Origin of the sequence: Pseudonocardia nigra (assembly GCF_019396355.1) — a bacterium.
In the GTDB taxonomy this organism is placed as follows: domain Bacteria; phylum Actinomycetota; class Actinomycetes; order Mycobacteriales; family Pseudonocardiaceae; genus Pseudonocardia; species Pseudonocardia nigra.
The window spans coordinates 20796-44775 of sequence record NZ_JAHKRK010000020.1; the positions used below are offsets into that span (position 1 = coordinate 20796).

The 23980-nt window shown below is 73.3% G+C and carries 21 protein-coding genes and 2 pseudogenes; 12 read left to right on the forward strand and 11 right to left on the reverse strand.

What is annotated here, in order from left to right; all coding sequences use genetic code 11:
- Positions 1-3: 3 nt before the first annotated feature.
- Positions 4-1230 carry a peptidoglycan recognition protein family protein gene (locus KME75_RS07860; RefSeq protein WP_246631686.1) on the forward strand — a complete coding sequence of 409 codons (1227 nt, stop codon included), beginning with the start codon at positions 4-6 and terminating at the stop codon, positions 1228-1230.
- Positions 1231-1441: 211 nt separating this feature from the next.
- Here the strand turns inward: KME75_RS07860 and KME75_RS07865 are convergent, their stop codons facing one another.
- Positions 1442-2263, reverse strand: coding sequence for a glucose-1-phosphate cytidylyltransferase (locus KME75_RS07865; RefSeq protein ID WP_219413868.1), 822 nt, complete (start codon positions 2261-2263; stop codon positions 1442-1444).
- The gene (locus KME75_RS07870; RefSeq protein ID WP_219413869.1) at positions 2263-3072 is read right to left on the reverse strand and encodes an IspD/TarI family cytidylyltransferase; all 810 of its coding nucleotides are present in this window, start codon (positions 3070-3072) and stop codon (positions 2263-2265) included. The genes KME75_RS07865 and KME75_RS07870 overlap by 1 nt, the downstream gene beginning before the upstream one ends.
- Positions 3073-3212: 140 nt before the next feature.
- On the opposite strand from KME75_RS07870, the gene KME75_RS45715 reads away from it, so the two are divergent.
- From KME75_RS45715 to KME75_RS07880, 4 genes and pseudogenes are all read left to right on the forward strand, one after another.
- Positions 3213-5834 carry a helix-turn-helix transcriptional regulator gene (locus tag KME75_RS45715; protein ID WP_219413870.1) on the forward strand — a complete coding sequence of 874 codons (2622 nt, stop codon included), beginning with the start codon at positions 3213-3215 and terminating at the stop codon, positions 5832-5834.
- A gap of 228 nt (positions 5835-6062) precedes the next feature.
- Positions 6063-6215 (forward strand): hypothetical protein, encoded by a 153-nt coding sequence (locus tag KME75_RS42830; protein ID WP_246631687.1) that lies wholly within the window; start codon positions 6063-6065, stop codon positions 6213-6215.
- A gap of 12 nt (positions 6216-6227) precedes the next feature.
- Positions 6228-6515: pseudogene (locus KME75_RS47575) on the forward strand (UvrD-helicase domain-containing protein); the annotation flags it as partial.
- An 87-nt stretch (positions 6516-6602) separates the two neighbouring features.
- Positions 6603-8321 carry a UvrD-helicase domain-containing protein gene (locus tag KME75_RS07880; RefSeq protein WP_246631696.1) on the forward strand — a complete coding sequence of 573 codons (1719 nt, stop codon included), beginning with the start codon at positions 6603-6605 and terminating at the stop codon, positions 8319-8321.
- Between the two features lie 152 nt (positions 8322-8473).
- Here the strand turns inward: KME75_RS07880 and KME75_RS07885 are convergent, their stop codons facing one another.
- The 5 genes from KME75_RS07885 to KME75_RS07905 form a co-directional block, all read right to left on the reverse strand.
- Positions 8474-9949: a dynamin family protein gene (locus KME75_RS07885; RefSeq protein ID WP_219413871.1), complete on the reverse strand. Its 1476-nt coding sequence runs from the start codon at positions 9947-9949 to the stop codon at positions 8474-8476.
- Positions 9946-11802: a dynamin family protein gene (locus KME75_RS07890; protein WP_219413872.1), complete on the reverse strand. Its 1857-nt coding sequence runs from the start codon at positions 11800-11802 to the stop codon at positions 9946-9948. The genes KME75_RS07885 and KME75_RS07890 overlap by 4 nt, the downstream gene beginning before the upstream one ends.
- Positions 11803-11906: 104 nt before the next feature.
- Positions 11907-12809, reverse strand: coding sequence for an IniB N-terminal domain-containing protein (locus KME75_RS07895; protein ID WP_219413873.1), 903 nt, complete (start codon positions 12807-12809; stop codon positions 11907-11909).
- A 251-nt stretch (positions 12810-13060) separates the two neighbouring features.
- Positions 13061-13711, reverse strand: coding sequence for an IniB N-terminal domain-containing protein (locus KME75_RS07900; RefSeq protein ID WP_219413874.1), 651 nt, complete (start codon positions 13709-13711; stop codon positions 13061-13063).
- 45 nt (positions 13712-13756) lie between these two features.
- Positions 13757-14626: a hypothetical protein gene (locus tag KME75_RS07905; RefSeq protein ID WP_219413875.1), complete on the reverse strand. Its 870-nt coding sequence runs from the start codon at positions 14624-14626 to the stop codon at positions 13757-13759.
- Positions 14627-14907: 281 nt separating this feature from the next.
- Between KME75_RS07905 and KME75_RS07910 the strand changes: the two genes are divergently transcribed.
- Both KME75_RS07910 and KME75_RS07915 read left to right on the forward strand, forming a co-directional pair.
- Positions 14908-16941, forward strand: a complete 2034-nt coding sequence (locus tag KME75_RS07910; RefSeq protein WP_219413876.1) for an Hsp70 family protein — start codon at positions 14908-14910, stop codon at positions 16939-16941.
- Between the two features lie 136 nt (positions 16942-17077).
- Entirely contained in the window at positions 17078-17371 is a 294-nt protein-coding gene (locus tag KME75_RS07915) for a hypothetical protein (RefSeq protein ID WP_219413877.1), read from the forward strand.
- 20 nt (positions 17372-17391) lie between these two features.
- On the opposite strand, the gene KME75_RS07920 is transcribed toward KME75_RS07915, so the two are convergent.
- Positions 17392-18684 carry a sensor histidine kinase gene (locus tag KME75_RS07920; protein WP_219413878.1) on the reverse strand — a complete coding sequence of 431 codons (1293 nt, stop codon included), beginning with the start codon at positions 18682-18684 and terminating at the stop codon, positions 17392-17394.
- A 1-nt stretch (position 18685) separates the two neighbouring features.
- Positions 18686-19358, reverse strand: a pseudogene (locus KME75_RS07925) (response regulator transcription factor).
- Positions 19359-19514: 156 nt separating this feature from the next.
- On the opposite strand from KME75_RS07925, the gene KME75_RS07930 reads away from it, so the two are divergent.
- The 3 genes from KME75_RS07930 to KME75_RS07940 are packed head-to-tail and all read left to right on the forward strand — an operon-like array spanning position 19515 to position 21480.
- A complete protein-coding gene (locus KME75_RS07930) occupies positions 19515-20333 on the forward strand; it encodes a hypothetical protein (protein WP_219413879.1) in 819 nt (272 codons plus the stop codon).
- 42 nt (positions 20334-20375) lie between these two features.
- Positions 20376-21098 carry an alpha/beta fold hydrolase gene (locus KME75_RS07935; protein WP_219413880.1) on the forward strand — a complete coding sequence of 241 codons (723 nt, stop codon included), beginning with the start codon at positions 20376-20378 and terminating at the stop codon, positions 21096-21098.
- A gap of 31 nt (positions 21099-21129) precedes the next feature.
- Entirely contained in the window at positions 21130-21480 is a 351-nt protein-coding gene (locus tag KME75_RS07940; RefSeq protein ID WP_219413881.1) for an MmcQ/YjbR family DNA-binding protein, read from the forward strand.
- On the opposite strand, the gene KME75_RS07945 is transcribed toward KME75_RS07940, so the two are convergent.
- On the reverse strand, positions 21472-22110 hold the full coding sequence (locus KME75_RS07945; protein ID WP_308282635.1) for a TetR/AcrR family transcriptional regulator: 639 nt from the start codon (positions 22108-22110) through the stop codon (positions 21472-21474). The two genes, KME75_RS07940 and KME75_RS07945, sit on opposite strands and share 9 nt — an antisense overlap.
- A 54-nt stretch (positions 22111-22164) precedes the next feature.
- Here KME75_RS07945 and KME75_RS07950 point away from each other — a divergent pair, with 54 nt between their 5' ends.
- Positions 22165-22668, forward strand: a complete 504-nt coding sequence (locus KME75_RS07950; protein WP_219413882.1) for a quercetin 2,3-dioxygenase — start codon at positions 22165-22167, stop codon at positions 22666-22668.
- Between the two features lie 336 nt (positions 22669-23004).
- Complete coding sequence (locus KME75_RS07955; protein WP_219413883.1) at positions 23005-23253, forward strand: hypothetical protein; 249 nt, start codon at positions 23005-23007, stop codon at positions 23251-23253.
- A gap of 66 nt (positions 23254-23319) precedes the next feature.
- On the opposite strand, the gene KME75_RS07960 is transcribed toward KME75_RS07955, so the two are convergent.
- On the reverse strand, positions 23320-23877 hold the full coding sequence (locus KME75_RS07960; RefSeq protein ID WP_308282636.1) for a GrpB family protein: 558 nt from the start codon (positions 23875-23877) through the stop codon (positions 23320-23322).
- Positions 23878-23980 lie beyond the last annotated feature (103 nt).

A 23980-nucleotide genomic window follows, 5' to 3' on the forward strand; every position in this document is an offset into this window, starting at 1 on the left:
ATCATGGGCGCCGTCTACTCCTCGGTAACCCACAGCGTATTACTCATGGGTAACAACGACAAGCAGCGGGCCCTCCCCGCCCGGTGGGCCTCGGACGGGCGACACCTCATCGGGGTGTGCGGTTTGTGCGTCGTCAATCGGTGCCGCATCGTCGTGATCACCGACAGCGAGGTGGTGCGGATCGAGGCGGCAGGAGGGCGGCGCGTGGAACGAGAGGGCGTGTCGCGACGCAGGGTCCTGCTCGGCGGGCTCGCGGTGGCCGGCACGGTGACGGGCACGATCGGCGCGGGCCGGGCGACGGCGGTGCCGTCCCCACCGATAATCGGCACCAGCGGATGGGGGGCTCGTCCGAACAGCGCGATCGTGCCCGTCTGGAACCAGCGTCCCATCAAGATCATCGTGCATCACACGGCGACGCCGAACCAGGCCGACTTCAGCCGCGCCGCCGCCGACACCCTCGCCCGCGCCATCCAGAATTTCCACATGGACCGCCGCGGATGGATCGACACGGGCCAGCACTTCACGATCAGCCGGGGCGGTTTCGTCCTGGAGGGCAGGCACCGCAGCCTCGAGGTGCTGCGGATCGGCAGGCAGCAGGTCGAGGGTGCGCACACCACCGGGCAGAACATCGTGGCGGTGGGCATCGAGAACGAGGGCATCTACACCGTCGAGCGGCCGCCCGGCGAGCTGTGGAACCGGCTGCGCGAGCTGTGTGCCTACATCTGCCAGCAGTACGCGATCCGGCCGACCGAGATCTTCGGCCACCGCGACTTCAAGGACACCGCGTGCCCCGGTGACGTGCTGTACGGGATGCTCCCGCAGCTGCGCGCCGAGGTGGCGGGCTTGCTCGGCCAGCACCTGTCGCGCGACGCGGCGGTGCAGGCGTCCTGGCCACTGCTGCGCATCGCCGACCGCGGCGCCGCCGTGCGCGCCGCCCAGCACCTGCTGCGGGCGGCCGGCCTGCGGATCGTGGACGCCAGCGGGGAGTTCGACCGCACGACCGCCGACGCCGTACGGCAGTTCCAGACCGAGCAGGGCACGGAGGAGGTCAACGGGATGATCGGCGGCGAGTCGTGGCCGCTGCTCGTGCGCGTGGTGCGTCCCGACGACGACGGCGAGGCCGCCCTGGCCGTGCAGGCGCTGACGAGCGGCGGCGGCCTGGAGGCCCCGACGATGCTCGGTGTGGAGGAGTGGAAGCAGCTCCTGAGCCACACCACCACCAGCCCGTAGCCCCGCGAGTCGCCCGCCCCCGACACGTGAGTCGCCCGGTTTGACGCGCGAGCCGCCGACTCCCGCCGCGCGAGTCGCCCGATCCGGACGGCGCGGGCCCGCTCGATGTCGAGACTGGCGGCTCGAAGCCCCAGAGCGGGCAACTCGCCGGTCGGAACCAGGCGACTCGCGTGCGGAAGTCGGGCGACTCGCGGGACTGTGGCGCGGGGTTTTACCAGGTGCGGGTGTCGTCGTCCCAGAGTTTCCAGGCCGCGTTGCCGGCGTCCCAGAGCTCGTTGAGGGCCTGGTAGTCCTTGTAGGTGTCCATCGCGGCCCAGAAGCCCTCGTGCTTGTTCACGGTGAGCTGCTGGTCGCGGGCGAGCTGCTGCAGCGGTTCGGCCTCGAGGAACAGGCCCTCGGAGTCGTCGAGGTAGTCGTCGAGGAAGGAGCGGTCGAACATGAAGTACCCGCCGCTCACCCAGCCGGTGACCTGCGTCGGCTTCTCGTTGAACTCGGCCACGAGGTCGCCGTCGACGTTCATCTCGCCGAACTTCGAGGTCGGGTGCACGCCGGTGACGGTGCCGACCCGGCCGCCGGCCTGGTGGACCTTCACGAGGTTCTCGATGTCCACGGCGCTGACGCCGTCGCCGTAGGTCATCATGAAGTGCGGGGTGTCGATGTAGTCGCGGATGCGGCGCAGGCGCGCGCCGGTGCCGGCGTTCAGGCCGGTCTCCGCGAAGGTGATCTCCCAGTTCTCGTCGGCGACGCCGTTGCGGAACCGCGGCTGGTGGTCACCCTCCGACAGTGACAGCGTGAAGTCCGACATGTGGGAGCGGTAGTCCAGGAAGAACTGCTTGATCTCCCAGCCCTTATAGCCCAGGCAGAGGATGAACCGTCGGTAGCCGTAGTGGCTGTAGAGCTTCATGATGTGCCAGAGGATGGGGCGGCCACCGATGTCGACCATGCCCTTGGGCAGCCGCTCGCTGACCTCGCGGATGCGCGTGCCCTGGCCTCCGCAGAGGATGACCACGGGCGTGTCGTGTTGTGCGTCCATCAGGAAGCGGGTCCCTCCGCTGTATCAGGTGCGCCACCGTCCGTGATCGATGCAGTGGCGTGAACATTCCCATTTGGTAGTGCAGATCGGACCGGATCGGCAAATCGTCCGGACGTGAGCCTCTGCACGACGCCGAGTTCTGCGGCCGTGGTGACGTGCAGATTGTCGGGTTCGCCCGGAACGACGTCGATGCGGTGGCCCAGCGCGACGAGCAGGCTCGAATTGTCGACCGGCCGGGGGCGGTCCGCGTGTGCGGCCCGCAGTACCGGTACCCGGAAGGCCTGGGGCGACTGGGTGAGCACCAGTTCGTCCTTCGGCACGGTCTCGACCGCGCGGCCCTGTCGCACGCGCTGGACGACCTCCAGGATCGGCATTACGGGCACCGCTCCGTCGGCACCGGCCCGGACGGCGGCCACCACCGCGCGGAACAGGTCGTCGGACGCGAGTGGGTGCGCCGGGTCGGCGACGACGGCGATCGCGGCGTCGGACGGCAGGGTCGCGAGCCCGGCGCGCAGCGACTCGGACTGGTGGTCGCCGCCCTCGGCCAGCGCGTCGACGGGTTCGCCGTCCCAGTTCCGGCCCGGGGGCAGGACCAGGGTGACGCCGTCGCACGTGCGCCGGGCGGCCGCGACCGTGCGGTCGACCATCCGGAGGCCGCCGACCCGCTCGAACTGCTTCGGCCGATCGCCGAACCGCCGGGACACGCCCCCGGCAAGCACGATCGCCCACACGGGCCCGTCCATCGCCTCCCCCAGCGTCACCGGTCGCCGATGCATCGTCCCACCGGGCCCCGAACGGGTGACGGGCACCCTCGCTCCTCGCGACCGTCCCTGCATGTGACCGCCGTCACCGTGAGTACGCTCGGCGAGGTCCGTCGGAGACCGAGCGGGGGTAGCTGGTGTCCACCCGAACGCAGCCTGCGCCCGGGGCCCGGGCGCAGGACGCGGTCGTGTCCGGATCGCCGGTGGCCCGCAGGCTCGTGCGCGACGTCCTCGCGGGCGCGCCGAGCGCCCGGCGGGTCGACGTGATCGGCGCGGGTGGCCACGGCAAGACCGTGTTGCTCGACGCGTTGGCCGCGGTGTTCCGGGACAGCGGCGTCGTCGTGCGCCGGGACGTCCCCGCGGCCGGAGAGGTCCTCGCCGCCGACGAGGCGCTGCTCGTGGACGACGCCCACCGGTTGGCCCCCGCGGAGCTGGAGCGGCTCGCGGCGCTGGCCGCCGACCCGCACGGATACCTGGTCGTGGCGCATCGGCCGTGGCCGCGCCCAATGGGTACGGCCGCGCTCGGCGCCGTGCTGGCGCAGGCCCGGCCACCGGTGGTGCTCGACGCCCTCGACCGCGCCGGGGTGGCCGCCAGGGCGGCCGTCCTGCTCGGGGCGCGCGACGACCGTCCGCCCGCCGACCTGGTCGAGCTGGTGCACACGCAGACGGCGGGCCTGCCCGCACTGGTCGACCGGCTGCTCGCGGCGCTCGTCGAGCGGGCCGCGCCGGACCACGCCCGCCACGCCCTGCCCGAGCGGCCACCGCCGGAGCTGCTCGCGCAGCTCGGCTACCTGGTGCAGGGGGTGGGCCCCGGCGTGCGCGGGCTGCTCCTGGCCCGCGCGCTGGGTGCGCCGCTGGAGGCGGAGGTGCTCGTCCCGCTGCTCGGGCTCGGCGACGGCGACGCGGCCGCCGAGCTCGACGAGCTGCTGGAGGCGGCCAGGGCGGCGGGTCTGCTGACGGCGGACGGCCTCGCGGTGCCGTTGGTCTCGGCCGCGGTCCTCGCGCGCACGCCACCCGCGGCCCGCCAGGAGATGCGCCGCGCGTTCGCGGAGATCGAGCTGGGCCGCGGCGGCAACGTCCTCACCGCGGCCCGCGGGCTGCTGGGCACCGGCGCGAGCGGCGCCCGCGTGGCGGCGGTGTTCACCGCGGCCGCCGACGAGGCGCTGCGCACCGGGAGCCCCGCCGCCGCCGAACTGCTCGACGCGGCCGTGCGCGCCGGCACGCCCGCGCTCGAGCTCGCCGCCCGCCGGGCCGAGGCCGCCGTGCTCGACGGCGACCTCGACACCGCTCTCACCCAGGCCGACCAGGTGCTGGCCGCCGCCGACCAGGTATCCGTACCGGACGCGGTGCGGGCCGGCACCGTCGCCGCCGCGGTGCTCGCCCGCCGCGGCATGCTCGCCCGCAGCGCCGAGCTGTACCGGTGGATGGGCTCGGCGTCGATGGGCCGGGCCGCGGTGCTCGCGGTGCCCGCGCTGATCGGCGCCGGCGCCCTCGACGAGGCGCGGGAGGTGCTGCACGGCCCGCCGGTGCCCGCCGGCGCGCCCCCGCGCCCGCCGACGCTCCTGGCCGGGGCCGAGGAGCTGATGGCCCAGGGCGTCTACGACTCGGTGGCCGGCTCGCCCACCGCGGCGCTGTCCCAGCTGACGCGCGCCGCCGCGCTGCTGGAGTCGTCGCACCGCGCTGCGCTGCTGCCCGACACACCCGCCGCGCTGGCGGCGCTCGTCGCCGTCCACTGCGGGGAGCTCGACGTCGCGCAGTCGGTGCTGGAGCGGGCGGTGCGGGTGCGGCTCGGGGGTCGGCCCGCCGCCACCCGGCACCGCCTGCTGCTCGGGTGGATCGCCCTGTTCCGCGGCGCCACCGGGGCGGCGCGTGCTGCGCTGGCCGCGGCGTCGCCGCCCGGGGCGGAGCTGGAACCGCGCGACGAGTTCCTCGCCGCCGCCCTCGAGGTGGCGCTGGCCCGCCGCGGGAGCGACCTCGCGGCGCTGATGCCGGCGTGGGGCCGCGCGCGGGAGGCGATCGTCCGGCACCCGGTGGACCTGTTCGTGCTCCAGCAGCTCGGGGAGCTGTCGATCGCGGCCACGCGGCTGCGCGAGTCGAGCTGGGTGCGCCCGCACCTCGACGAGGCGGGCGCGCTGCTCGCCCGCCTGGGCGATCCGGCCCTGTGGGCCGCCCCGCTGCACTGGTCGTCGCTGCAGGCCGCGATCCTCGCCGAGCGCCGCGACGACGCGCAGCGGCACGCCGTGGCACTGGAGGCGGCGGCCGACGGCACCCGCTACACCGCGGCGCTGGCGGCGGCCGCACCGCACTGGGTGCGCATGCTCGACGCCGACGTCGACGCCCCGGCCGTCGAGGCGGCGGCCCGGGGCCTGCACGGCGTCGGCCTGGCCTGGGAGGGCGGCAAGCTCGCCGGGCAGGCGGCGATCCGCACCCGCGACCGCAAGGCGATGAGCACACTGCTCGCGTGCGCGCGGGCATTGCAGAGCAGCGGCCCACGGCAGGTCGCCGCCGAACCCCCCGCCGACACCGGCACCGACACCAGCCCCACCGGAATCCCGGTCACCCCGCTCCCGGTCGCCCCGGAGGCCGACTGCGCGAGCGACGGGGAGGGCCCGCTGAGCGGTCGGGAGCGCGAGGTCGCCGCACTGGTGCTGGAGGGGCTCACCTACAAGCAGATCGGCGAGCGGCTGTTCATCTCCGCGAAGACCGTGGAGCACCACGTGGCGCGGATGCGGCAGCGGCTCGGCTCCGGCAGCCGGGGCGAGCTGTTCGCGCACCTGCGCCAGATCGTGGGCGGCCCGAGCGACGCCTGAACCCGCCCTGTCCTCGCCCGCTGCCCGGAGGTGGCCCGCGGACCGTCAGGAAAGCCACGTTCCTGAGGCTGAACAGGAACGTGGCTTTCCTGACACGGGACGGGTGCACTCCTGCGATTCACCTGATGTGGCTTTGCGCAGCGATAGGCGGAAAAGTTATTCTGATGAGTGCGATCAGACAATGAATCCGTAACTCTACAACTTAATAATAGCATGGGTGGGGAGAGCGTGGACAGACCCCCTTTCGAGCAGGAGTTGGAGGCGGAGACCGGGCGGATCCGCCGGCTGCATGCGCTGCTCGCCACCGAGCTCGCGGCCGCCACGGCCCAGGCGCGGGGCATGCTGGCCGCGCCGACGGGCGGGGAGCTCAGCGCCCGCTGAGAGCGCGACGTCTCCGTGCACAGCTGGTCGGAGCGGGCGGGCGCGCTGACCGCCGCCCGCTCGGGGTTGTGCTTCGGCCGGCTCGACCACACCGACGGGTCGACGAGCTACATCGGCCGCATCGGGCTCACCGATCCCGCGGACGGGGAAAGCGCGCTCATCGACTGGCGGGCGCCCGCCGCCCAGCCGTTCTACTGCGCAACCCTGGCCACGCCGCTCGGCGTGACCCGGCGACGGCATTTCCAGCTCGCCGGAACGGCGCCCGACGAGCGGGTGGCCACTTTCCACGACGATGTGCTGGACCGGGCGGCCCTCGCGCACGCCGATTCCGCATCCGCTTCCGATCCGGCACTGCTCGCCGCACTGAAGGCGCCGCGCGGGTCGACGATGCGCGACATCGTGACGACGATCCAGGCCGAGCAGGACGCGATCATCCGGCTGCCGCTCTCCGGCGTCGTCGTGATCGAGGGCGGCCCGGGGACCGGGAAGACCGCGGTTGCGCTGCACCGCGTCGCCTATTTGCTCTACACCCATCGCGAGCGGCTGGCCCGCAGCGGCGTGCTGGTCGTCGGCCCCAGCGCCGGGTTCATCCGGTACGTCGGGGGCGTGCTCCCCGCGCTGGGCGAGTCGGCGGTGGTGTTCACCACCCCCGGCCGGCTGGCGCACGGCGTCGTCGCGACCGCCGTCGATCAGGACGAGGCGGCCCGCACGAAGGGCGGGCTGGCGATGCTGGACGTACTGCGCCGCGCCGTCGCCGACCGGCAGGAGCTGCCCGGCTCGCCGATCGCGATCGAGCTCGACGACGTCACCGTCGAGAGCGACCGTGCGACGGCGGCAGAAGCCAGGAGGCGCGCCCGGGCCACCGGCCTGCCCCACAACGCTGCACGGACGACGTTCCGCGACACGCTCGGCAGCCTGCTCGTCCAGCAGGGCGTCGAGCGGCTCGACCAGGACCTGGAGGACCCGCCCGAGTTCGCCGACATTCTCCGCGAGCTCGGCGACCTCCCGGAGATCGCGCCGGCGGGCGCGGCGCAGGTGTCGGCAGAGCTGCGCCACGAGCTGCGCGACGACCTGCGCTCGGACCTCGGCTTCCACGCGGCGGTCGAGCGGCTCTGGCCGGTGCTGACCCCGGAGCAGCTCCTCGCCGAGCTCTTCGCGTCGCCGGAGCGGCTGGCCTCGGCAGGCGGCGAGATCGACCTCTCCGGGCTGTACCGCGCCGAGGGCTCCGCGTGGACGGTGGCGGACGCGCCGCTGCTCGACGAGCTGGCCGAGTTGCTCGGTCCCCCGCCCGGCCGCCCGGGCGGACGGGGCGACACCGAGCGCGAGCCCGACAGCGCCTACGCCGCGGAGGTGCTGAGCATCCTGGAGTCGGCCGACCGCCAGCTCGCCGGGGAGGATCCCGACGAGCTGCGCCCGACCGACTTCGTCACCGCGGACGTGCTCGCTGCTCGGCAGGTGCCCGAGCACCTCATGAGCGTCGCCGAGCGGGCGGCTGCCGACCGGGACTGGCGGTTCGGGCATCTCGTCGTCGACGAGGCGCAGGAGCTCTCCGCCATGGACTGGCACGTCCTGCTGCGGCGCTGCCCTTCCCGTTCGATCACCGCGGTGGGCGATCTCGCGCAGCGCAGCGCTCCCGCGGGAGCGCATGCGTGGGCGGACGTGCTCGCCCCGCACCTCGGTTCCCGGTGGACCCACCGGACGCTCACGGTGAACTACCGGACACCTGCCGAGATCATGGCGCTGGCCGCTGCCGTGCTGGCCGAGTTCGCGCCCGACCGGCAGCCGCCCGAATCGGTGCGGGCCACGGGTGAGGATCCGTGGCAGCGCACCGTGCCGGCGACCGACCTCGCAGCCGAGGTGCGCAAGGCCGTCGAGGCGGAGGTGGCGCAGCTGGGCGGCGGGACGCTGGCGGTGATCGCCGCCGATGTGGACGGCCTTGTCGGTCTTCCCGCGCAGCTGCACACCCCGGTGTCGGCAAAAGGTCTCGAGTTCGACGCCGTCGTGATCGTGGACCCGGAGCGGATCCGGACACACAACCCCGCCGACCTCTACGTCTCGATGACCCGCGCCACCCAGCGGCTCGGGCTGCTGCACGTCGAGCGCTGAGGCGGCACGACCACACAGACCGTGTGGGTCCTCGCAGGGCGCACACACTCTGCGAGGACCTCACGAGGTCTGCGACGTGCGCCCTGACCTACCGCGGGGGCGCCGTCCTCGCAGCGATCATGCTCTGGCTCCGCTGACCGAGGAGATACGCCCTACCGGCGGATGCCCGCCAGCACGCCCTCGCAGCTGCGCACCACCAGCCGCGCGACGTCGGACACCGCGCGGCTCGACATCGGGCTCTCGGCCCGGCGCTGCCACCGCGTCACCGCGTCGAGCGCGGCCGACCACATCTCGTCGGGCCCGGCGTCGGGCTCCAGTCCGAGCCGGGACGCCGCCGAGCCGCCGTCGCCGCCCAGCAGCCGCTCGGCCTCCTGCAGGGCCTCGGTGGGGAGCTTGACGGCGCCGGAGCGCAAGGTGGAGAGCAGCCGCAGCTCCGCGAACTCGTGCGCGCCCGCGAGGATCCGCTCCACCTCGGCCGCGAGCGGCGCGGCGGACGGGCGCGGCTCGCGGGTGAGCACCAGGTCGACGGCCAGCAGCGCGGAGCGGGCCTTGAGCAGGTCGCGGCGCTCCGTGAACTGGGTGGCGAGCACGGTGCGCAGCTCGTCGAGCCCGCTGCGCTTCACGAGCTCGGCGGCGATCGTGTTCGGATCGGTCATGCCCTGGCGGATCAGCGTGGTGGCCAGTCGCACCCCGAACAGCCCGAAGCGCTCCATGAGCCGGGCGCGGGTCTCGGCGTCGGGGGTGTCCAGCTCGGTGCGGGAGAACCGGTCCACCGACAGCAGCATCGCGTCGATGTCACCGCGCGGCAGCGCGGCGAGCGCGGTGAGGGCCGTGAACTCGTGCTGGCGCATGGTCCGGCCGGTCTGGGCGAGCAGGCCGGCCACCGCCACCACCGTCTGGCACAGCCCGCGGATCTTCTCGTCGGCCCGGTACCGGCGGGCGATCCGGCGCGCGGAGCTCAGCGCGTCGAGCCTGCCGACCCCGATCTCGTCGGCGCGGGAGAGCACGGCGATCGTGTTGATCGGGGTCGCCCTGGCGACGCCCTGGTCGAAGAACGACTCCAGGAAGCGGACGTCGGTGGCGTGCAGGTGCCGCATCAGGTAGATCACGGCGTCGGCCTGCGTGGGGGAGTCCTCCGGCGTGAGGAAGGCCCCCGCCCTGGCCGAGGTGTCCTGCGACAGCGACGCGATCCCCGGGGTGTCGATGAGGGTCTGGCTGCGCAGGTTCTGCGAGGGCCAGTCCACCTCGAGGCGGTCGACCTGCTCCACGGGCACGCCCTGGAGGTCGAAGGACAGCGCGCCTGCCGACCGTGCGATCGCGAGCTGCCGGGGCGGCGCCGACCGCGGGAACATCGTCACCCGCGGCACCTGCGCGTCGGAGTACCAGGTGACGATGCGCGTGCACTCGCCCGCGTCGGTCGGGGCGATCTCCTCGCCCACGAGCGCGTTGAGCAGCGTCGACTTCCCGGCCTTGACCTTGCCCGCGATGGCCACCCGCAGCGGCTCGTCGAAGCGGCTGAGGTTGTGCTGCAGCCAGCCGACGGCCTGCGGGCTGTCGCGGTAGGTGTCGATCGTGCGGCGCAGCAGCACCCGCACGACCGACCCGAGCTGGGGGCCGGGGCCGGTCACAGCGTCTTCCCCGCGGCGCCGATCGCGGTGCGCTGCGGCGCGGGCGGGAGCTCGCCGACGAGCGCGCGGGCCCGCTCGGCGAGCCCGTCGATCCGGGCCAGCTCCGCCTTGAGGTCGCGGATCCGCCGCTCCCGTTCCGAGGTGGTGGTCTTCACCGCGCTCTGCGCGGCGGCGACGGACGCCGCGAGCGACGTGCTCACCTCCTCGGCGAGCGCGCTGAAGTGGTCGCGCAGCTGGCGCTGGGCGAGGCGGAGCATGTCGCGGGAGTCCTTGCCGACCTGGAACGTCACCTCGTCGATGTGCTTGCGCACGGCGACCTTCGCGTCGCTCTGGCGGCGCTGCAGCGCACGCTTCTTGTCGTCCTTGACCTGCTTGCGCCCCAGCAGCAACGCGCTGCCCGCCGCGACGATGGGCGCGGCGAGGCCGATGCCGGGGATGAGGCTGAGCGGCATGAGGAACATGACGCCGCCCATGTAGCCGCCGCGCATGCCGCTGAGGGCGCGCTCGCCGATGCCCGGGCCGTCGGTCATGGGCTGCTGCAGCTGGTCGACCGTGCCCGCCATGCCGCGGGACTCGTCGAACCGCAGCTCCGGGAGGGCGACGTCGGCGCCCTCGGCGAAGTGGTCGGCCACCTGGCTCGCCAGCCACTGCGCCCGTTCCGCCGCCCACACGAAGTTGGCCGAGGCGGCAGCGGACACCTGCTGGTGGAACCACCCGGCGAACTGCTCCCACATCTCGGCCGGGTCGGCGTCGTCGAGGAGCTGCTCGGCGTCGCGGCCGATGGTGCGCATCCGGTCGCGCAGGTCGTACTCGATGTCGGACTGCAGGTCCGCCACGCCGTCGTTCAGCGTGATCTGCCACCGCGCGGAGCGCTGCTTGAGCTCGTCGGCCCGCGCCTTCGCCCGCGTGAGCTCGCCGACCAGCGCCTCGATCCGCTCGGGGTCCTCCTGCGCCGCGAGCTCGGCCTTCATGCCGGCGGCGAGCTGCTCGGCCACTGCGACGACGTCGTGGCTCGTGGACCGGCGGTCCAGGTCGTCGGACTCGGCGACGACCTTGCGCAGCAGGAAGTTCACCAGCTCGCGGAAGCCCGACTCGGCCATGAGGGCGTCGTCCTTGGTCTTCGCCGCGTGCAGCCGCAGCATCGACGACACCGGGAAGATCTCCGCGTCGACGCCGGCGTTGCGCAGGTGCCCGCGGTCGAGCTCCATGATCCGCCGCCAGTGCGGGTACAGGTCGGTCTTGGTGAGCACGCAGGCCACGTTGGGGCAGAGCTTCCGCGCGGCCTCGAGGAACTCCAGCTCCGGGCCGGTGTACTCCTGGGCGGCGTCGGAGACCAGCAGCACCGCGTCGGCGCTCGGGAGCGCGGACATCGTCGCCGCGCCGTGCGCCGAGCCGAGCCCGCCGACACCGGGGGTGTCGACGAGCACGAGGCCACCCGCCAGCAGCTTGCGGGGCAGACCGACCTCGGCGTAGCTCAGCAGGGCCTTGTTGCCCGGGTTGCCCGCCTCCGACACGTAGTCGGCGAGCTTGCCCACGGGAACCTCCGTGCGCTCCGGCGACCCGCCGGTGGTCCCCTCCCGGACCAGCGTGACCCCGGTCGTCTCCGCGTGCTTGACGACGGTCGGCACCGCGGTGGAGATGTCGTCGTCGACCGGGCAGACCGGGGCGTTGACGAGCGCGTTCACCAGCTGGCTCTTGCCCTGCTTGAACTCCCCCACGACGAGCACCCTGACGTCGGGGTCGGCGAGCCGCCTGCGCGTCTGCAGCAGCCGCCCGCCCAGGTCCGGCCGTTCGTACGCGGTGGTCGCCTTCAGCGCGAGGTCGACCAGGTCGACCGCTGCCGGAACCGCCACGGCGTCCCCGCCTCCCTCGTGGTCGCGTTCGATCGTCCGTCGCGAAACGTCACCGGGCGAGGCTACCTCTACCGAGGAGCCGGTCCGGGAAGCGGTGCGCTGGATCAGGCGTGCACGTCGACGTCGTTGTTGAAGCTGTCGTCGATCGAGTTGTCGCTGTGGTTGCTGTTGTCGCTGAAGTCGTTGTTCGAGTCGTCGATCGAGTTGTCCGAGTGGTCGCTGTTGTCGGAGTAGTCGTTGCCGACGTTCTCCAGCGAGTGGTCGGAGTAGTCGTTGCCGACGTTCTCCAGCGAGTTGTCGCTGTAGTCGTTGCCGACGTTCTCCAGCGAGTGGTCGCTGTTGTCCACCGAGGCGTTGCCGCCCGTGGCGAAGCCCGCTCCGTCGCCCACGTTCAGGTCGTCGCCGACCTTCGTGGAGCTGGCGTCGCCGGAGCCGAAGGAAGTGGTGTTGTCGTCCCCGGTGACGGCCTGGTTGTCGTCCCCGACGACGTTCCCGTCGCCCTTGACGTTGCCGTCGCCGACCTGGTTGTCGTCGCCCGTGACGATCGTGGAGTCCTCGATGTCGTCGCCGGCGGCGACGGAGCCGTCGCCCGACGCCACGGTCGAGTCGATGTCGATGTCCTGGTCGAAGTCGCCACCGTCGGTGTCGATCTGCTGGTTCACCGAGTTGTCGACGATGGTGTCGCGGTCGTCGACGTAGTTGTTCGTGATGTAGGTGTTCAGGTACTTGATGGCTGCGTCGTGGTGCGACTCGCCGGGCTCCGGCTGCGGCGGCGTCGGCGGGGTCGGGACGTGGACCTGGTTGCCGCCGGTGTTGTAGTCGCGGTTGAAGTCGGCCTCCTGGTTGTCCTGCACGAGCACCAGGGCGTCGTGCAGGTCGGCGGGGGTCAGGTCGCCGAACCCGCAGGAGGACAGGTAGCCGTCGGCGTCGTCCTCGAAGGCCGCCCGCGCCTCGGGGTCGCGCAGCAGGTTGAGCAGGAACTCGATGAGCGAGGTCGAGCTGGTCATCCGGAGTCATCTCCTCGGTGGGTCCGATGGTGCCGGGTGGATCCGGCGTTGGGGAGAACGCTAGGGCGGTGGGCCCTTCGGGCCATCGGGGATAGGCCAGAGTTCTCGCTCCCCGGGGATACGGGGGTCGGGGGCCCGGATGCTAGGGGGAATCGGGGATGCGGGCCCACCCCCTGATCCGGGGAAGCCGGGCGCCGGAACGACGACGACCCCCCACCCGGTATCCCGGGGGCGGGGTCGTGCGCAGACTCTCAGAAGCCGAGGTCGTCGGCGTCGGTCCCGAGGTCGTCGTGGTGGTCGGCCTCGATGTCGTCGACGTCGGGCTCGGCGTCGTCCGGGTGGGCCTCGTCGGCGGGGTCGCCGCCGGTGGTCGGTTCGGTCCATCCGGGTGCGCCGCCGTCGATCGCTGCGGGGAAGATCGCGTCCGCACCGATCGCGTCCTGCCCGGGGTCCCCGGAGCCGAACGCGAAGGTCTCGGACGATGCGGTGTCGTCGTCCGCCGTGGACCAGGAGCGGGCACTGCCCCATGCCCCGGCGTCCGACCGCACCGCGGTGTCGACATCGACCCAACGATCGAGGTCAGCGGCATCGTCGCTCCGGCCGGCGACATAGCTCGCCAGGTACTCCACCGCGGCCCCGTGGTGGTCGTCGCCCGCGCCGGGCACTGGCGGGGGCGACGGAACGGGGTCGGCGGTGAAGGCGCCGGTGAGGTGGTCGCGGCCGAAGTCGACGGTGCGGCTGTCCTCGGCCAGCACGAGTGCGTCGTGGACGTCGGCGGGGCTCAGCTCTCCCAGGCCGTGGGCGGCGAGGGTGCCTGTCGGGTCCGCGGCGAAGTCGGCACGCAGGTCGTCAGTGTCGAGCAGCGCCCGCAGGAACTCCAGCAGGGACAGGGGCTGAGCCATGGTCGTCTCCGTCGTCGCACTCGCCGGGCGAGAGCTCTCAGTTCATCAGACGTGCACGTCGACGTCGTCGTTGAAGCTGTCCTCGACCGAGTTGTCGCTGTGGTTGCTGTTGTCGCTGAAGTCGTTGTACGAGTCCTCGACGCTGTTGTCCGAGTGGTCGCTGTTGTCGGAGTAGTCGTTGCCGACGTTCTCCTTCGAGTTGTCGCTGTAGTCGTTGCCGACGTTCTCCTGGGAGTGGTCGGAGTTGTCGACCCAGGCGCTGCCGCCGGTGGCGAAGCCGGCGCCGTCGCCCACGGTGAGGTCGTCGCCGACCTCCACGGAGTTGGCGTCGCCGGAGCCGAACGAGGTGGTGTTGTCGTTCCCGGTGACGGCCTGGTTGCCGTCGCCGACGACGTTGCCGTTGCCGGCCACGTTGCCGTCGCCGACCTGGTTGTCGTCGCCCGTGACGATCGTCGAGTCCTCGATGTCGTCGCCCGCCGCGACCGCGCCGTCGCCCGAGGCGACCGTCGAGTCGATGTCGATGTCCTGGTCGAAGTCGCCACCGTCGGTGTCGATCTGCTGGTTCACCGAGTTGTCGACCGTGGTGTCGCGGTCGTCGACGTGGTTGTTGGTGATGTAGCGGTTGATGTACTCGATCGCCGACCCGTGGTCGTCGCCGTGGTGGGCCGGCGCGGCCGGGACCGCGATCGGGAGGGCCTCGACGTGGTTGCCGCCGGTGTTGTACTCGCGGCTGAAGTCGGCGTCCTGGTCCTCCTCGTTGATGAGGACCAGCGCGTCGTGCACGTCGTCGGCGGTCAGGTGTCCCAGGCCGTGCTCCTCGAGCGCCTTCTCCGGCTCGGCGGCGAAGTAGTCGCGCATCTCGACGTTGAACAGCAGCTCGCGGATGAACTCCAGAAGCGTCAGGTTCTCGGACATTAAGATCACTCCGTCGTCTCGTCGTGGGTGCCGGCCCGGTGAGCCGGCGCTGACAAGGAAGCTAGGAGCGGGGGGCCGACCGGCCATCGGGGATCACCCAGAGTTGCGTCTTCCCCCTATTCGGGGATAGGGGTGTCACGAATAGGGGAAGTGGGGGGTCGACCGGCTCCCCGGCCCGATAAGCGATCATGGGCTAACGATCCGCCCGGGAGCCGCGATGGCGAGGGGTGGGGGCAGGTCCCGGCGGCGGGGCTGGTCGGCGGCGCGGGGAGGGAACGGTCATGGGATACCAGCTCGGGATCGACTTGGGGACGACGTACACGGCCGCCGCGGTCTGCCGCTCCTCCGACCGGCGCTGGGTCGAACCCGAGGCCGTCACGCTCGGTACTCGCAACGCCGCTGTTCCGTCCGTCCTGTTCGTCGGTCCGGACGGTGCGGTCCTCGTCGGCGAGGCCGCCGAGCGGCGGGCGCTGACCGACCCCGACCGCGTGGTCCGCCAGTTCAAGCGTCGCATCGGCGATCCCACCCCGGTGCTCGTGGCCGGCCGGGCGTGGGCGCCCGAGGAGCTGTCGGCGCGGTTGGTCCGCTGGGTCGTCAACCAGGTCGCCGAGCGCGAGGGCGGCCTCGCCGACCGGATCGCGGTCACCCACCCTGCGTCGTGGGGCGACCACAAGAAGGACCTGCTCGGCCGCGCGCTGGCCGGGCAGGGCCTCACCGTCACCTTCCTCGCCGAGCCCCAGGCCGCCGCGCTGCACTACGCCGCGGCCGAGCGCGTCGCCGCCGGGTCCACGATCGCGGTCTACGACCTGGGCGGCGGCACCTTCGATGCCGCCGTCGTCCGCAAGGGCGACGCCGGGTTCGGCCTGCTCGGCAGGCCGGAGGGCCTCGAGCGGCTCGGCGGCGTCGACTTCGACGAGGCCGTCTTCGAGCACGTGCGGGAGGGCCTGCCCGGCGCGTTCGACGAGCTGGACGAGACCGACCCCGCCGTGCTGTCCGCCGTCGCGCGGGTGCGCCGGGAGTGCACGGAGGCCAAGGAGGCGCTGAGCAGCGACACCGAGGTGTCGATCCCGGTGCTGATGCCCTCGACGCGGGGATCGGTGCGGCTGCACCGCAGCGAGTTCGAGGCGATGATCCGCCCGCAGGTCGAGGAGACGGTCTCGGCGTTGCGGGCCGCTGTGGTCTCGGCCGGGCTCATGCCCGAGCAGCTCACCACGGTGTTGCTGGTGGGCGGCTCGTCCCGGATCCCGCTCGTCGGCCAGCTCGTCTCCGAGCAGCTCGGCAGGCCGGTGGCCGTCGACGCCGACCCGAAGAACGCCATCGCGAAGGGCGCCGCGCTCGCCGTCTCGCCGAAGCCGACCGCGTCGTGGCCCGGGGTGGCGGTCCCGCCCGTCCCGGCCGCCGCAGGCGCACCGGTCGCCGCGATGGCCGCTCCGATGGCCCCGCCCGGCCGCCCGCCGCGGCCCGCCTTCACCCCGCCGCACGGGATGCCGCAGGCCGGTGGCCCGTACGCCCCGGCACCCCCGATCCCACCGGGCGCCCGCGCGCACGAACCGGCCACGTCACTGCTCTCGGGCAACTCCCCCGAGCCCACCCGCCCCGTGCGACCCGCCGCGCCCGCCCCCGAGTGGGACGACGAGCCGGAGCCCGCCCAGCGCCGTCCCGCCGGGATGTTGGTGGGCGTCGGGGGCGTGCTGGCCGTCGCCGCCGTGATCGCCGCGTTCCTGCTGTGGCCGGAGGCGCCGTCGACCGCGGGCGTCGGGCCCAGCGGCGGGACCGGGACGCCCGGCGTCACGCAGGTCGTGCCGACTCCCGACGAAGCCGCGCCCGAGCCCGCCCCGGCCGGTGACGCCGGTGCTGGTGACACCGGCGCCGCCACGGATGGCGGCGGTGGGAACACCGGTGGTGACGCGGGCGGCGGTGCCCCCCGAGGCGACGGCGGCGACGACAACGCTGGGAGCGGGCCCGTCGCGCCGGCGAACCCGGACGACGGCCAGGGCGATGACTCGTCGTCCGGGAACGACCAGGGCGGTCCGATCACCGACCCCGACCTCCCCGACGTTCCCCTCCCCACGGCAGACCCGGAGCCCACCGATCCGTCGGCTCCCGGTGACCCCGAGCCCCCAGTCGACGACAACCAGGGTGGCGACGGTCAGAACGATCAGACGGACCCGGGCACCGACACCCCGCAGGACGAGACGAACACCGACGGTGGCGGTGGCGGTGCCGGCGACGGTTCGGGCGACAACGCCGCGGGCGAGGCGCCGGCGACCGGCACGCCCGACCCCGGCCTGGGGGCGACCGACGGCACGCTGTAGCCGCTTGCCGGAAGTGTGACGGGGTCGTCATCTCGTTCCGGTTGCGATACGGGGCCGGCGCGTCACGTTCCGCGTCGCCCGATCGATGAACCCACGTCGGGCGCCGGGAGGGCGTCCCGCACGAGGGGAGAGACGCGTGGTGCGGTTGGGCGGAGCGGTCGTCGCCTTGGAGGTTGCGGCGGTGGTGGTCGCCTATCTGGCCTTCGGCTGGCCGGTGCTGCTGGTCGGGGCACCGCTGCTCGTCGGGACGGTGCTGGTGTTCGCGCTGGTGCGGGCCTCGGAGGGGCCGCGCCGCAAGCTGCAGGAGCAGCGCGCGGCCCGTTGGGACACGACAGCCGCCACGCCGGGCGGCCTGATGAGCGGCTTCTTCGAGCTCTCGCCGCAGCCCACCGAGCGGCCGGACGAGCCGAGCGGGACGCTCGCCGGCTAGAGGCTTCCTGGTTCCGCTCGTCACCCCGCACAGGGCAGGCGTGCCCGCAGCCGCGCGCCGGGCGGCCCGGCGACCACGGCGAGCGTCCCGCCGTGGCGGACGGCGACGTCGCGGGCGATGGCGAGCCCGAGTCCCGATCCGCCCGCGTCGCGGTCCCTGGCCTCGTCGAGCCTGGTGAACCGGTCGAAGACCGCTTCGCGGTGCTCGCGGGGGATCCCCGGGCCGTCGTCCTCGACGTCGAGCACGGCCTGCCCGTCCCGGCGTGTCAGCCGGACGAGCACCGCGCTGCCGGCGTGCCGTACCGCGTTGTCCACGAGGTTCGCGATCAGGCGGCGGAGGTGGTCGGGGGATCCGTGGACCACGACCCCGGACGCGATCCGCAGGTCGACGCGGATCTCGGGTCGCGGTCGGGCGAGGGTGGCCTCCTCGGCGGTCACCTGGCCGAGGTCGACCTCCTCGGCGGCGGCCGGTTCGTCGGCGTCGAGCCGGGCGAGCAGGAGCAGGTCCGCCGTGAGGCGCTGGATCCGGTCGAGGTCGGTGAGCGCCTCGCGGGTGAGGGGCTGCGGCGGGGCCGTCTCCAGGCGGGTCCGCAGGATCGCGAGCGGGCTGCGCAGCTCGTGCGCCGCGTCGGCGACGAACCGCTGGTGCCTGCCCACCGCGTGCTCCAACCGGTCCAGGGTGCGGTTCGTGGTCTTGGCGAGCTGCGCGATCTCGTCGCGGGCGCGGGGCACCGGCACCCGCCGATGCAGGTCGGTGGCGGCGATGTCGGCCAGCTCGGCGCGGATCGCCGACACCGGGGACAGCGCCCGGCCCACGGCGAGCCACGTGAGCCCGGCGACCAGGGCGAGCAGGGCGGGCACCCCCGGGATCAGGACGGCGCGCAGCGCGTTCAGCGCGGCCATGGCCGGTTCCAGCGAGGCCCGGGCACGGACGTAGACGAGCCCGTCCTCCGTGGCGACCGCCTCCGTCGCGAGCATGTAGGAACCCGACGGTGTCCGCTCCTGCCGGGTCACCGGCTCGTCGACGGTGGCCACGCCGGGCACCGCGTGGACCGGCGCGCCCGTGACCAGGACGTCGGGGTCGATCACGGCGCCGACCGGGGCCGCCGGTTCGGCGGCGAGCAGCGCGGCGGCCTGCTCGGCCCGTCGCACGGCCTCTGCGGTGACACTGCCCTGCAGGTTCGCCTGGAGCACGCCGACGAGCACCGCCGCGGCGATGCCGAGGGCGACGGCGACGATCGCGGTGGTCGCCAGCGTCGTGCGCAGCCGCACCGACAGTCTCGGCGGGAAGCGGCCGGCGCAGGGGATGCCCATGTCAGGAGTCGAGCCGGTAGCCGGCGCCGCGCACGGTGACCAGCGAGGCGCGGCCGAACGGGGCGTCGATCTTGCGACGGAGGGCGCTGATGTAGACCTCGACGATGTTGGGGTCGCCGTCGTAGGCGAAGTCCCACGCCTGGGCCAGCAGCTCGCGCTTGGACAGGATCTGCCCGGGCCGCCTGGCGAGGCCGTGCAGCACGGCGAACTCCTTCGGGGTCAGCGCGATGTCGGTGTCGCCGCGCCGGCAGCGCAGCCCGGCGGGGTCGAGGCTGAGGTCGCCCACCGTGATCGAGACGGGCCGGGCCGTGCCGCCCCGCCGCACGAGCGCCCGCAGCCTCGCGAGCAGGACGACGTAGGAGAACGGTTTCGACAGGAAGGAAGTCGTCGGCGCCCGTGTCGAGGGCGTCGGCCTCGTCGTGCACCCCGTCCTTCGCGGTGAGCATGAGGATCGGCGCCCAGTTCTGCGCCTCCCGCAGGCGGGCGCAGACCGTGTAGCCGTTCATCCGCGGCAGCATGACGTCGAGGACGATGACGTCGTAGGCGTTCTCGGTCGCCATCCACAGCCCGTCGCGCCCGTCGTGGGCGACGTCCACCGCGAACCCCTCCGCTGTCAGGCTCGCCGCGAGCAGATCGGTCATCCGTTTCTCGTCCTCGACCAGCAGCACGCGCATGGCGCCGAGTGTGGCCGCCGGACCTATGGTGAACCTGAAGACGCGTTCGGGGGTCCTCGGTCCGTTTCAGCCCCCGCGGTATGGAGGCCCGTGACCTGCGCCGCGGTCCGGCGGCCCGGCGGCACGCGCGCCCGACGCAGAAGGCATGCTGGCGGCGTGCTGGTGGGGATCCTCGTGGCGACCGTCGCCATGGTCCTCAACAGCTGCGGCGCACTGCTGCAGGCCGAGGGCGCCCGGCGGGCCACGCGCACGCGCCCGGCCGCCGTCCAACCCCGGTACCTCGCCGGGCTCGCCGTCGACCTGGCGGCCTGGATGTGCGCGGTGCTGGCGCTGCGGACGCTGCCCGTGTTCGCCGTACAGGCGGTGATCGGCGGCACCATCGCGCTCACCGCCGTCATCAACGCCCGCATGATCGGGGTCCGGCTGCCGGTGACCACCCAGGTGGCCGTCGCGGGGTGCCTCGCGGGGCTCGTGCTCGTGGCCGCGAGCGCAGGCCCGGAGCAACCCCCCGTGAAGCAGCACGGGGTGGACGTGGTGCTGCTGGTCTCGCTGCTGCTGATGGGCCTGGCCGTGCTGATCTTCCGGCAGGGCAAGCACGCCTGGCCGCTCGCCATCGTCTCGGGCCTGGGCTTCGGCGGCAGTGCCCTGTCGGTGCGTGCCGCCCACGTCCAGACCGGCGAAGGGCTGGACCTGGCGCTGCTGCTGGGCCAGCCGTCCACCTACCTGGTGGTCGGGTTCTGGCTGGTCGGGATGGTCGGCTACACGGCGGCGCTCGCCAGGGGCGACGTCGGCGCGGTCACCGCCGTCTTCACGGTGACCGAGGTGGTCGTACCCGGGATGGTCGGCATCCAACTGCTCGGCGACCCCGTCCGTCCGGGGTGGGGGTGGGTGCTCGCGCTCGGCCTCGCCGCGGCGGTGGCGGGCAGCGTCGCGATCGCCAAGGCGCCCCCGCTGCGACCGCCGCGGGTCCGCTGAGGCCGCGGCGCACCGCCTTCGATCCGTGGTGCACTGAGCGGCATGCCCATCCTCGAACGCGACGGTGCCCGCATCGCCTGGTCCGAGCACGGTTCCGGCTTCCCCGTCCTCGTACTCGCCCCCGGTGGGATGCGGTCGACGGCCGCGGCGTGGCACCGGATGCCCTTCGACGCGATCTCCGAGCTCTCGGCAACCCACCGCGTGATCGCGATGGACCAGCGCAACGCGGGCGGATCCACGGCCCCGGTCACCGGAACCGAGAGCTGGGCCACCTACACGGCCGACCAGCTCGCGCTGCTCGACCACCTCGGCGTCGACCGGTGCCACGTCGTCGGGATGTGCATCGGTGGACCGTTCGCGTTGGGCCTGCTGGAGGCCGCGCCCGAACGGGTCGAGCGCGTCGTCGCGCTGCAGCCGATTGGGCTCGACGGCAACCGCGACGCGTTCCGCGAGCTGTTCGACGAGTGGGCGGCGGAGCTCGCCCCGCAGCACCCGGAGGCAGGCCCCGCCGAGTGGGCCGCCTACCGCGAGGGCATGTACGGCGTCGAGCACGCGCTGTTCAGTGTGCCCGAGTCGGCCCTTCCGACGATCACGGCGCCGCTGCTGGTGCTCCAGGGCGACGACCGCTACCACCCGCGCAGCGCGTCCCGGCTGCTGGCCGCGGCGGTGCCGGGGGCGCGGCTCGTCGAGCGCTGGAAGGAGCCGGCCGACCTCCCGGCCACCTGCGCCGAGATCGCGCGGTTCCTGGCTCCCGTTCGTCCATGACAGCTGCCGTTGCGGCGACCACCATGTCCGCATGCCGACATGGGACGACGTCGTCGCGCTCGCGCGGGAGCTGCCGGAGGTGGAGGAGACCACGTGGTTCCGGACCCCGGCGCTCAAGGTGAAGGGGAAGGGCTTCGCGCGGTTGCGCACGGAGGCCGAGGGCGGGCTCGTACTGATGTGTCAGCTCGACGAGAAGGAGGCGTTGCTCGCGTCCGGCGACCCGGCCTTCTTCACCACGCCGCACTACGACGGCTACGGCGCGATCCTGGTCGACCTGGACCGGGTGACGCGCGAGCAGCTCACCGAGCTCGTCGTCGAGGCCTGGCGCCGGCGCGCCCCGGTCCGCCTCCACAGGGCGTTCGACGAGAAGACGTCAGTCTGACAAGAACATCCGGCACAGGGCGTCGGCGAGCCATGCTTCGTAGCGCTGCGGCGACCACCCCCGCCCGGTCACGGTCTTGCGGTAGACCATCGGCGTCCCGACCGACCACAGCACGTCGGTGACCGCGTCCTCGTCGTAGTCCCCTCGCAGCGGGGTGCGGGCGACGAGCGCGGCGGCAACCATCCGTGACCCCGCGAGCCGCTGTTGCTGCAGCGACGACCAGAGCGCGGCGGCCTCCGGGTCGGCGGCCGCGGCCGACTCCACCGCGCAGTAGAGGCCCGCCACCCTCTCGCCGATCATGCGGATGTTGCGGGCGTGCAGGTGCAGCAGCCGCCGTGGGTCGGGCTCGTCGAGGAGCTCGCGGAACCACGGCCGGTCCCGGACGGGTACCGGGTCGTCGTCGCCCGCCAGCGCGATGTCGACGGCCTCCTTGAGGATCGCGCTCTTGCCGCCGACCGCGGTGAACACCGTGGGGCGGGCGACCCCGGCCGCCTCGGCGATGTCCTCGATCGAGGTCGCGGCGAAGCCCTTCTCGGCGAACAGTGCAGTCGCGGCGGCCAGGACCGCGCGGCGGGCCTGACCACGGGGGATCGACGACGTGTAGCGACGCCTCTTGACGGGCTCGGTCACCGGATTAGGCTCCTCATCTATTCAATAAGACTCTCAGTCTAACTGGAGGCCGCCATGTCCCTCACCCGTGGTTCGCACCTGGCCGACGGCGCCGGGGAGGCCTGGTGGTTCCTCGACACCCGGATGACGGTCAAGGCAGCAGGCGAGGCGACGGGCGGGGCGTACTCGCTGATCGAGTTCGCCGCCCCGACGGGCTTCGGTCCCCCGCGGCACGTCCACCACGCCGAGGACGAGGGGTTCTACGTTCTCGACGGCAGGCTGCGGGTGGAGTGCGGTGACGACGCGTGGGAGGTGGGGCCCGGCGGGTTCGTCCTCCTGCCGCGGGCGGTGCCGCACGCGTTCGTGGTGAGCTCGCCCGAGCCGGTCCGCGCACTGCAGCTCACCAGCCCCGGCGGCTTCGAGGGGTTCGTCGCCGAGGTCGGTGCCCCGGCGGCCGGGCCGGGCCTGCCGGTGCCGGCACCGCCGGACGTCCCGCGCCTCGCCGCCGCGGCCGCCCGGTTCGGCACCGACATCGTCGGCCCGCCGCTGGACGTCAATTCCGCCACTCCGCACGCGTGACCGCCGGTACCCCACCCCGCCGCTGCATGGGGAGGTGACGCGTCACATCCGGGTCGTTGCTCAGCGCGAACAGGGGGTGCTCGTCCGCCGCGTGTTTCGCCGCTGGACCAGGCGGTTCGTCTCCAGGAAGATCGTCACGCGGCGGATTCTCGGCGTCCGCCCGCCCGTCGCCCACCGGTTATCCGGACGCGACCGTGGGTCACTTCGGGCAGTATGGACACCGCTGCCCGTGAAACACGCTGCCTGACAATCTCCTGACGCCCGCGCTTCCGACCGGGGAGCACGCGGTCGGCTGGGGAAGAATAGTGAGGTAGGCCACTCGACCCGAGGAGAGCGATGCCAGCAGCAGACCTGCACTCGCCGCCCGACTGCGTCGCGGCCGTCACCGGCGACCTGGCCGCGGAGTTCGCCGGACTCCTGCCGTTCGAGGTCGTCTCGGAGGAGGTCGCCTCGGCCGAGCACGATCTGCGCGGGCAGGTGTCGGCCCCGGCGCTCGCCGAACTGCTGCACCGGCTGGCCGGCCACCGGTGCCAGGAACGGGCGATGGCGCAGCTCCAGCATGCGGCGACCGACGCGGTCGACTGACCATCGCGAACGGGGCGCTCACCGGACGGGTTCCGGCGGGCGTCCCGTTCGTCGTGTCCGGGGCGATTACTCCCGCCACCCCGCGCGGGCCAGGATCTCGGCGATCACCGGACCCTTGGCCTCGGCGTAGTAGTTCATGTCGCGCCACTCGCGGCGGGCGAGCTCGCGCTTCACCGTCTCGTAGCGCACCCGGTCGGCGGCGTCCGAGCGGAGCCGGTCCCGGAACGCCAGGTACTTGCGGACCTCGACGTGCTCGGGCGGATAGCAGTGCAGATTGACCGGCTCGTCCGGATCGCCCGCCCGGAAGCATCGGTGCCCGGGTTCCCGCACGCGCAGGTCGTAGCCGACGGCCTCGAGGTCCGGCAGGAACGCCCGCTCGTCGTCGGGGTCGTCGATCCCGACGACGATGTCGACGACCGGCTTGGCGGCCAGCCCGGGCACGGACGTGGAACCGACGTGCTCGATGAGCCGGGCCCGCTCGCCCAGGACCCGCCGGAGCTCCTCGGCCCTCCGGGCGAAGCGTTCCGACCAGCGGGCATCGTGGTCGGCCAGTACCACGCGGGTGGGACGCAGGCCGCGCACCAGCTTCGCGGCGAGGAGGTCGTCGGTGAGGTCGTGGGTCACGCTGCGGCCCTTTCCGTCCGGAGGCAGCGGGCCAACGTATCGCACCCGGTGCCCGCGAGTTCCGCCCCCGAGGTGGGCCGGGGGAAGACCTGAGGAAAGTCAG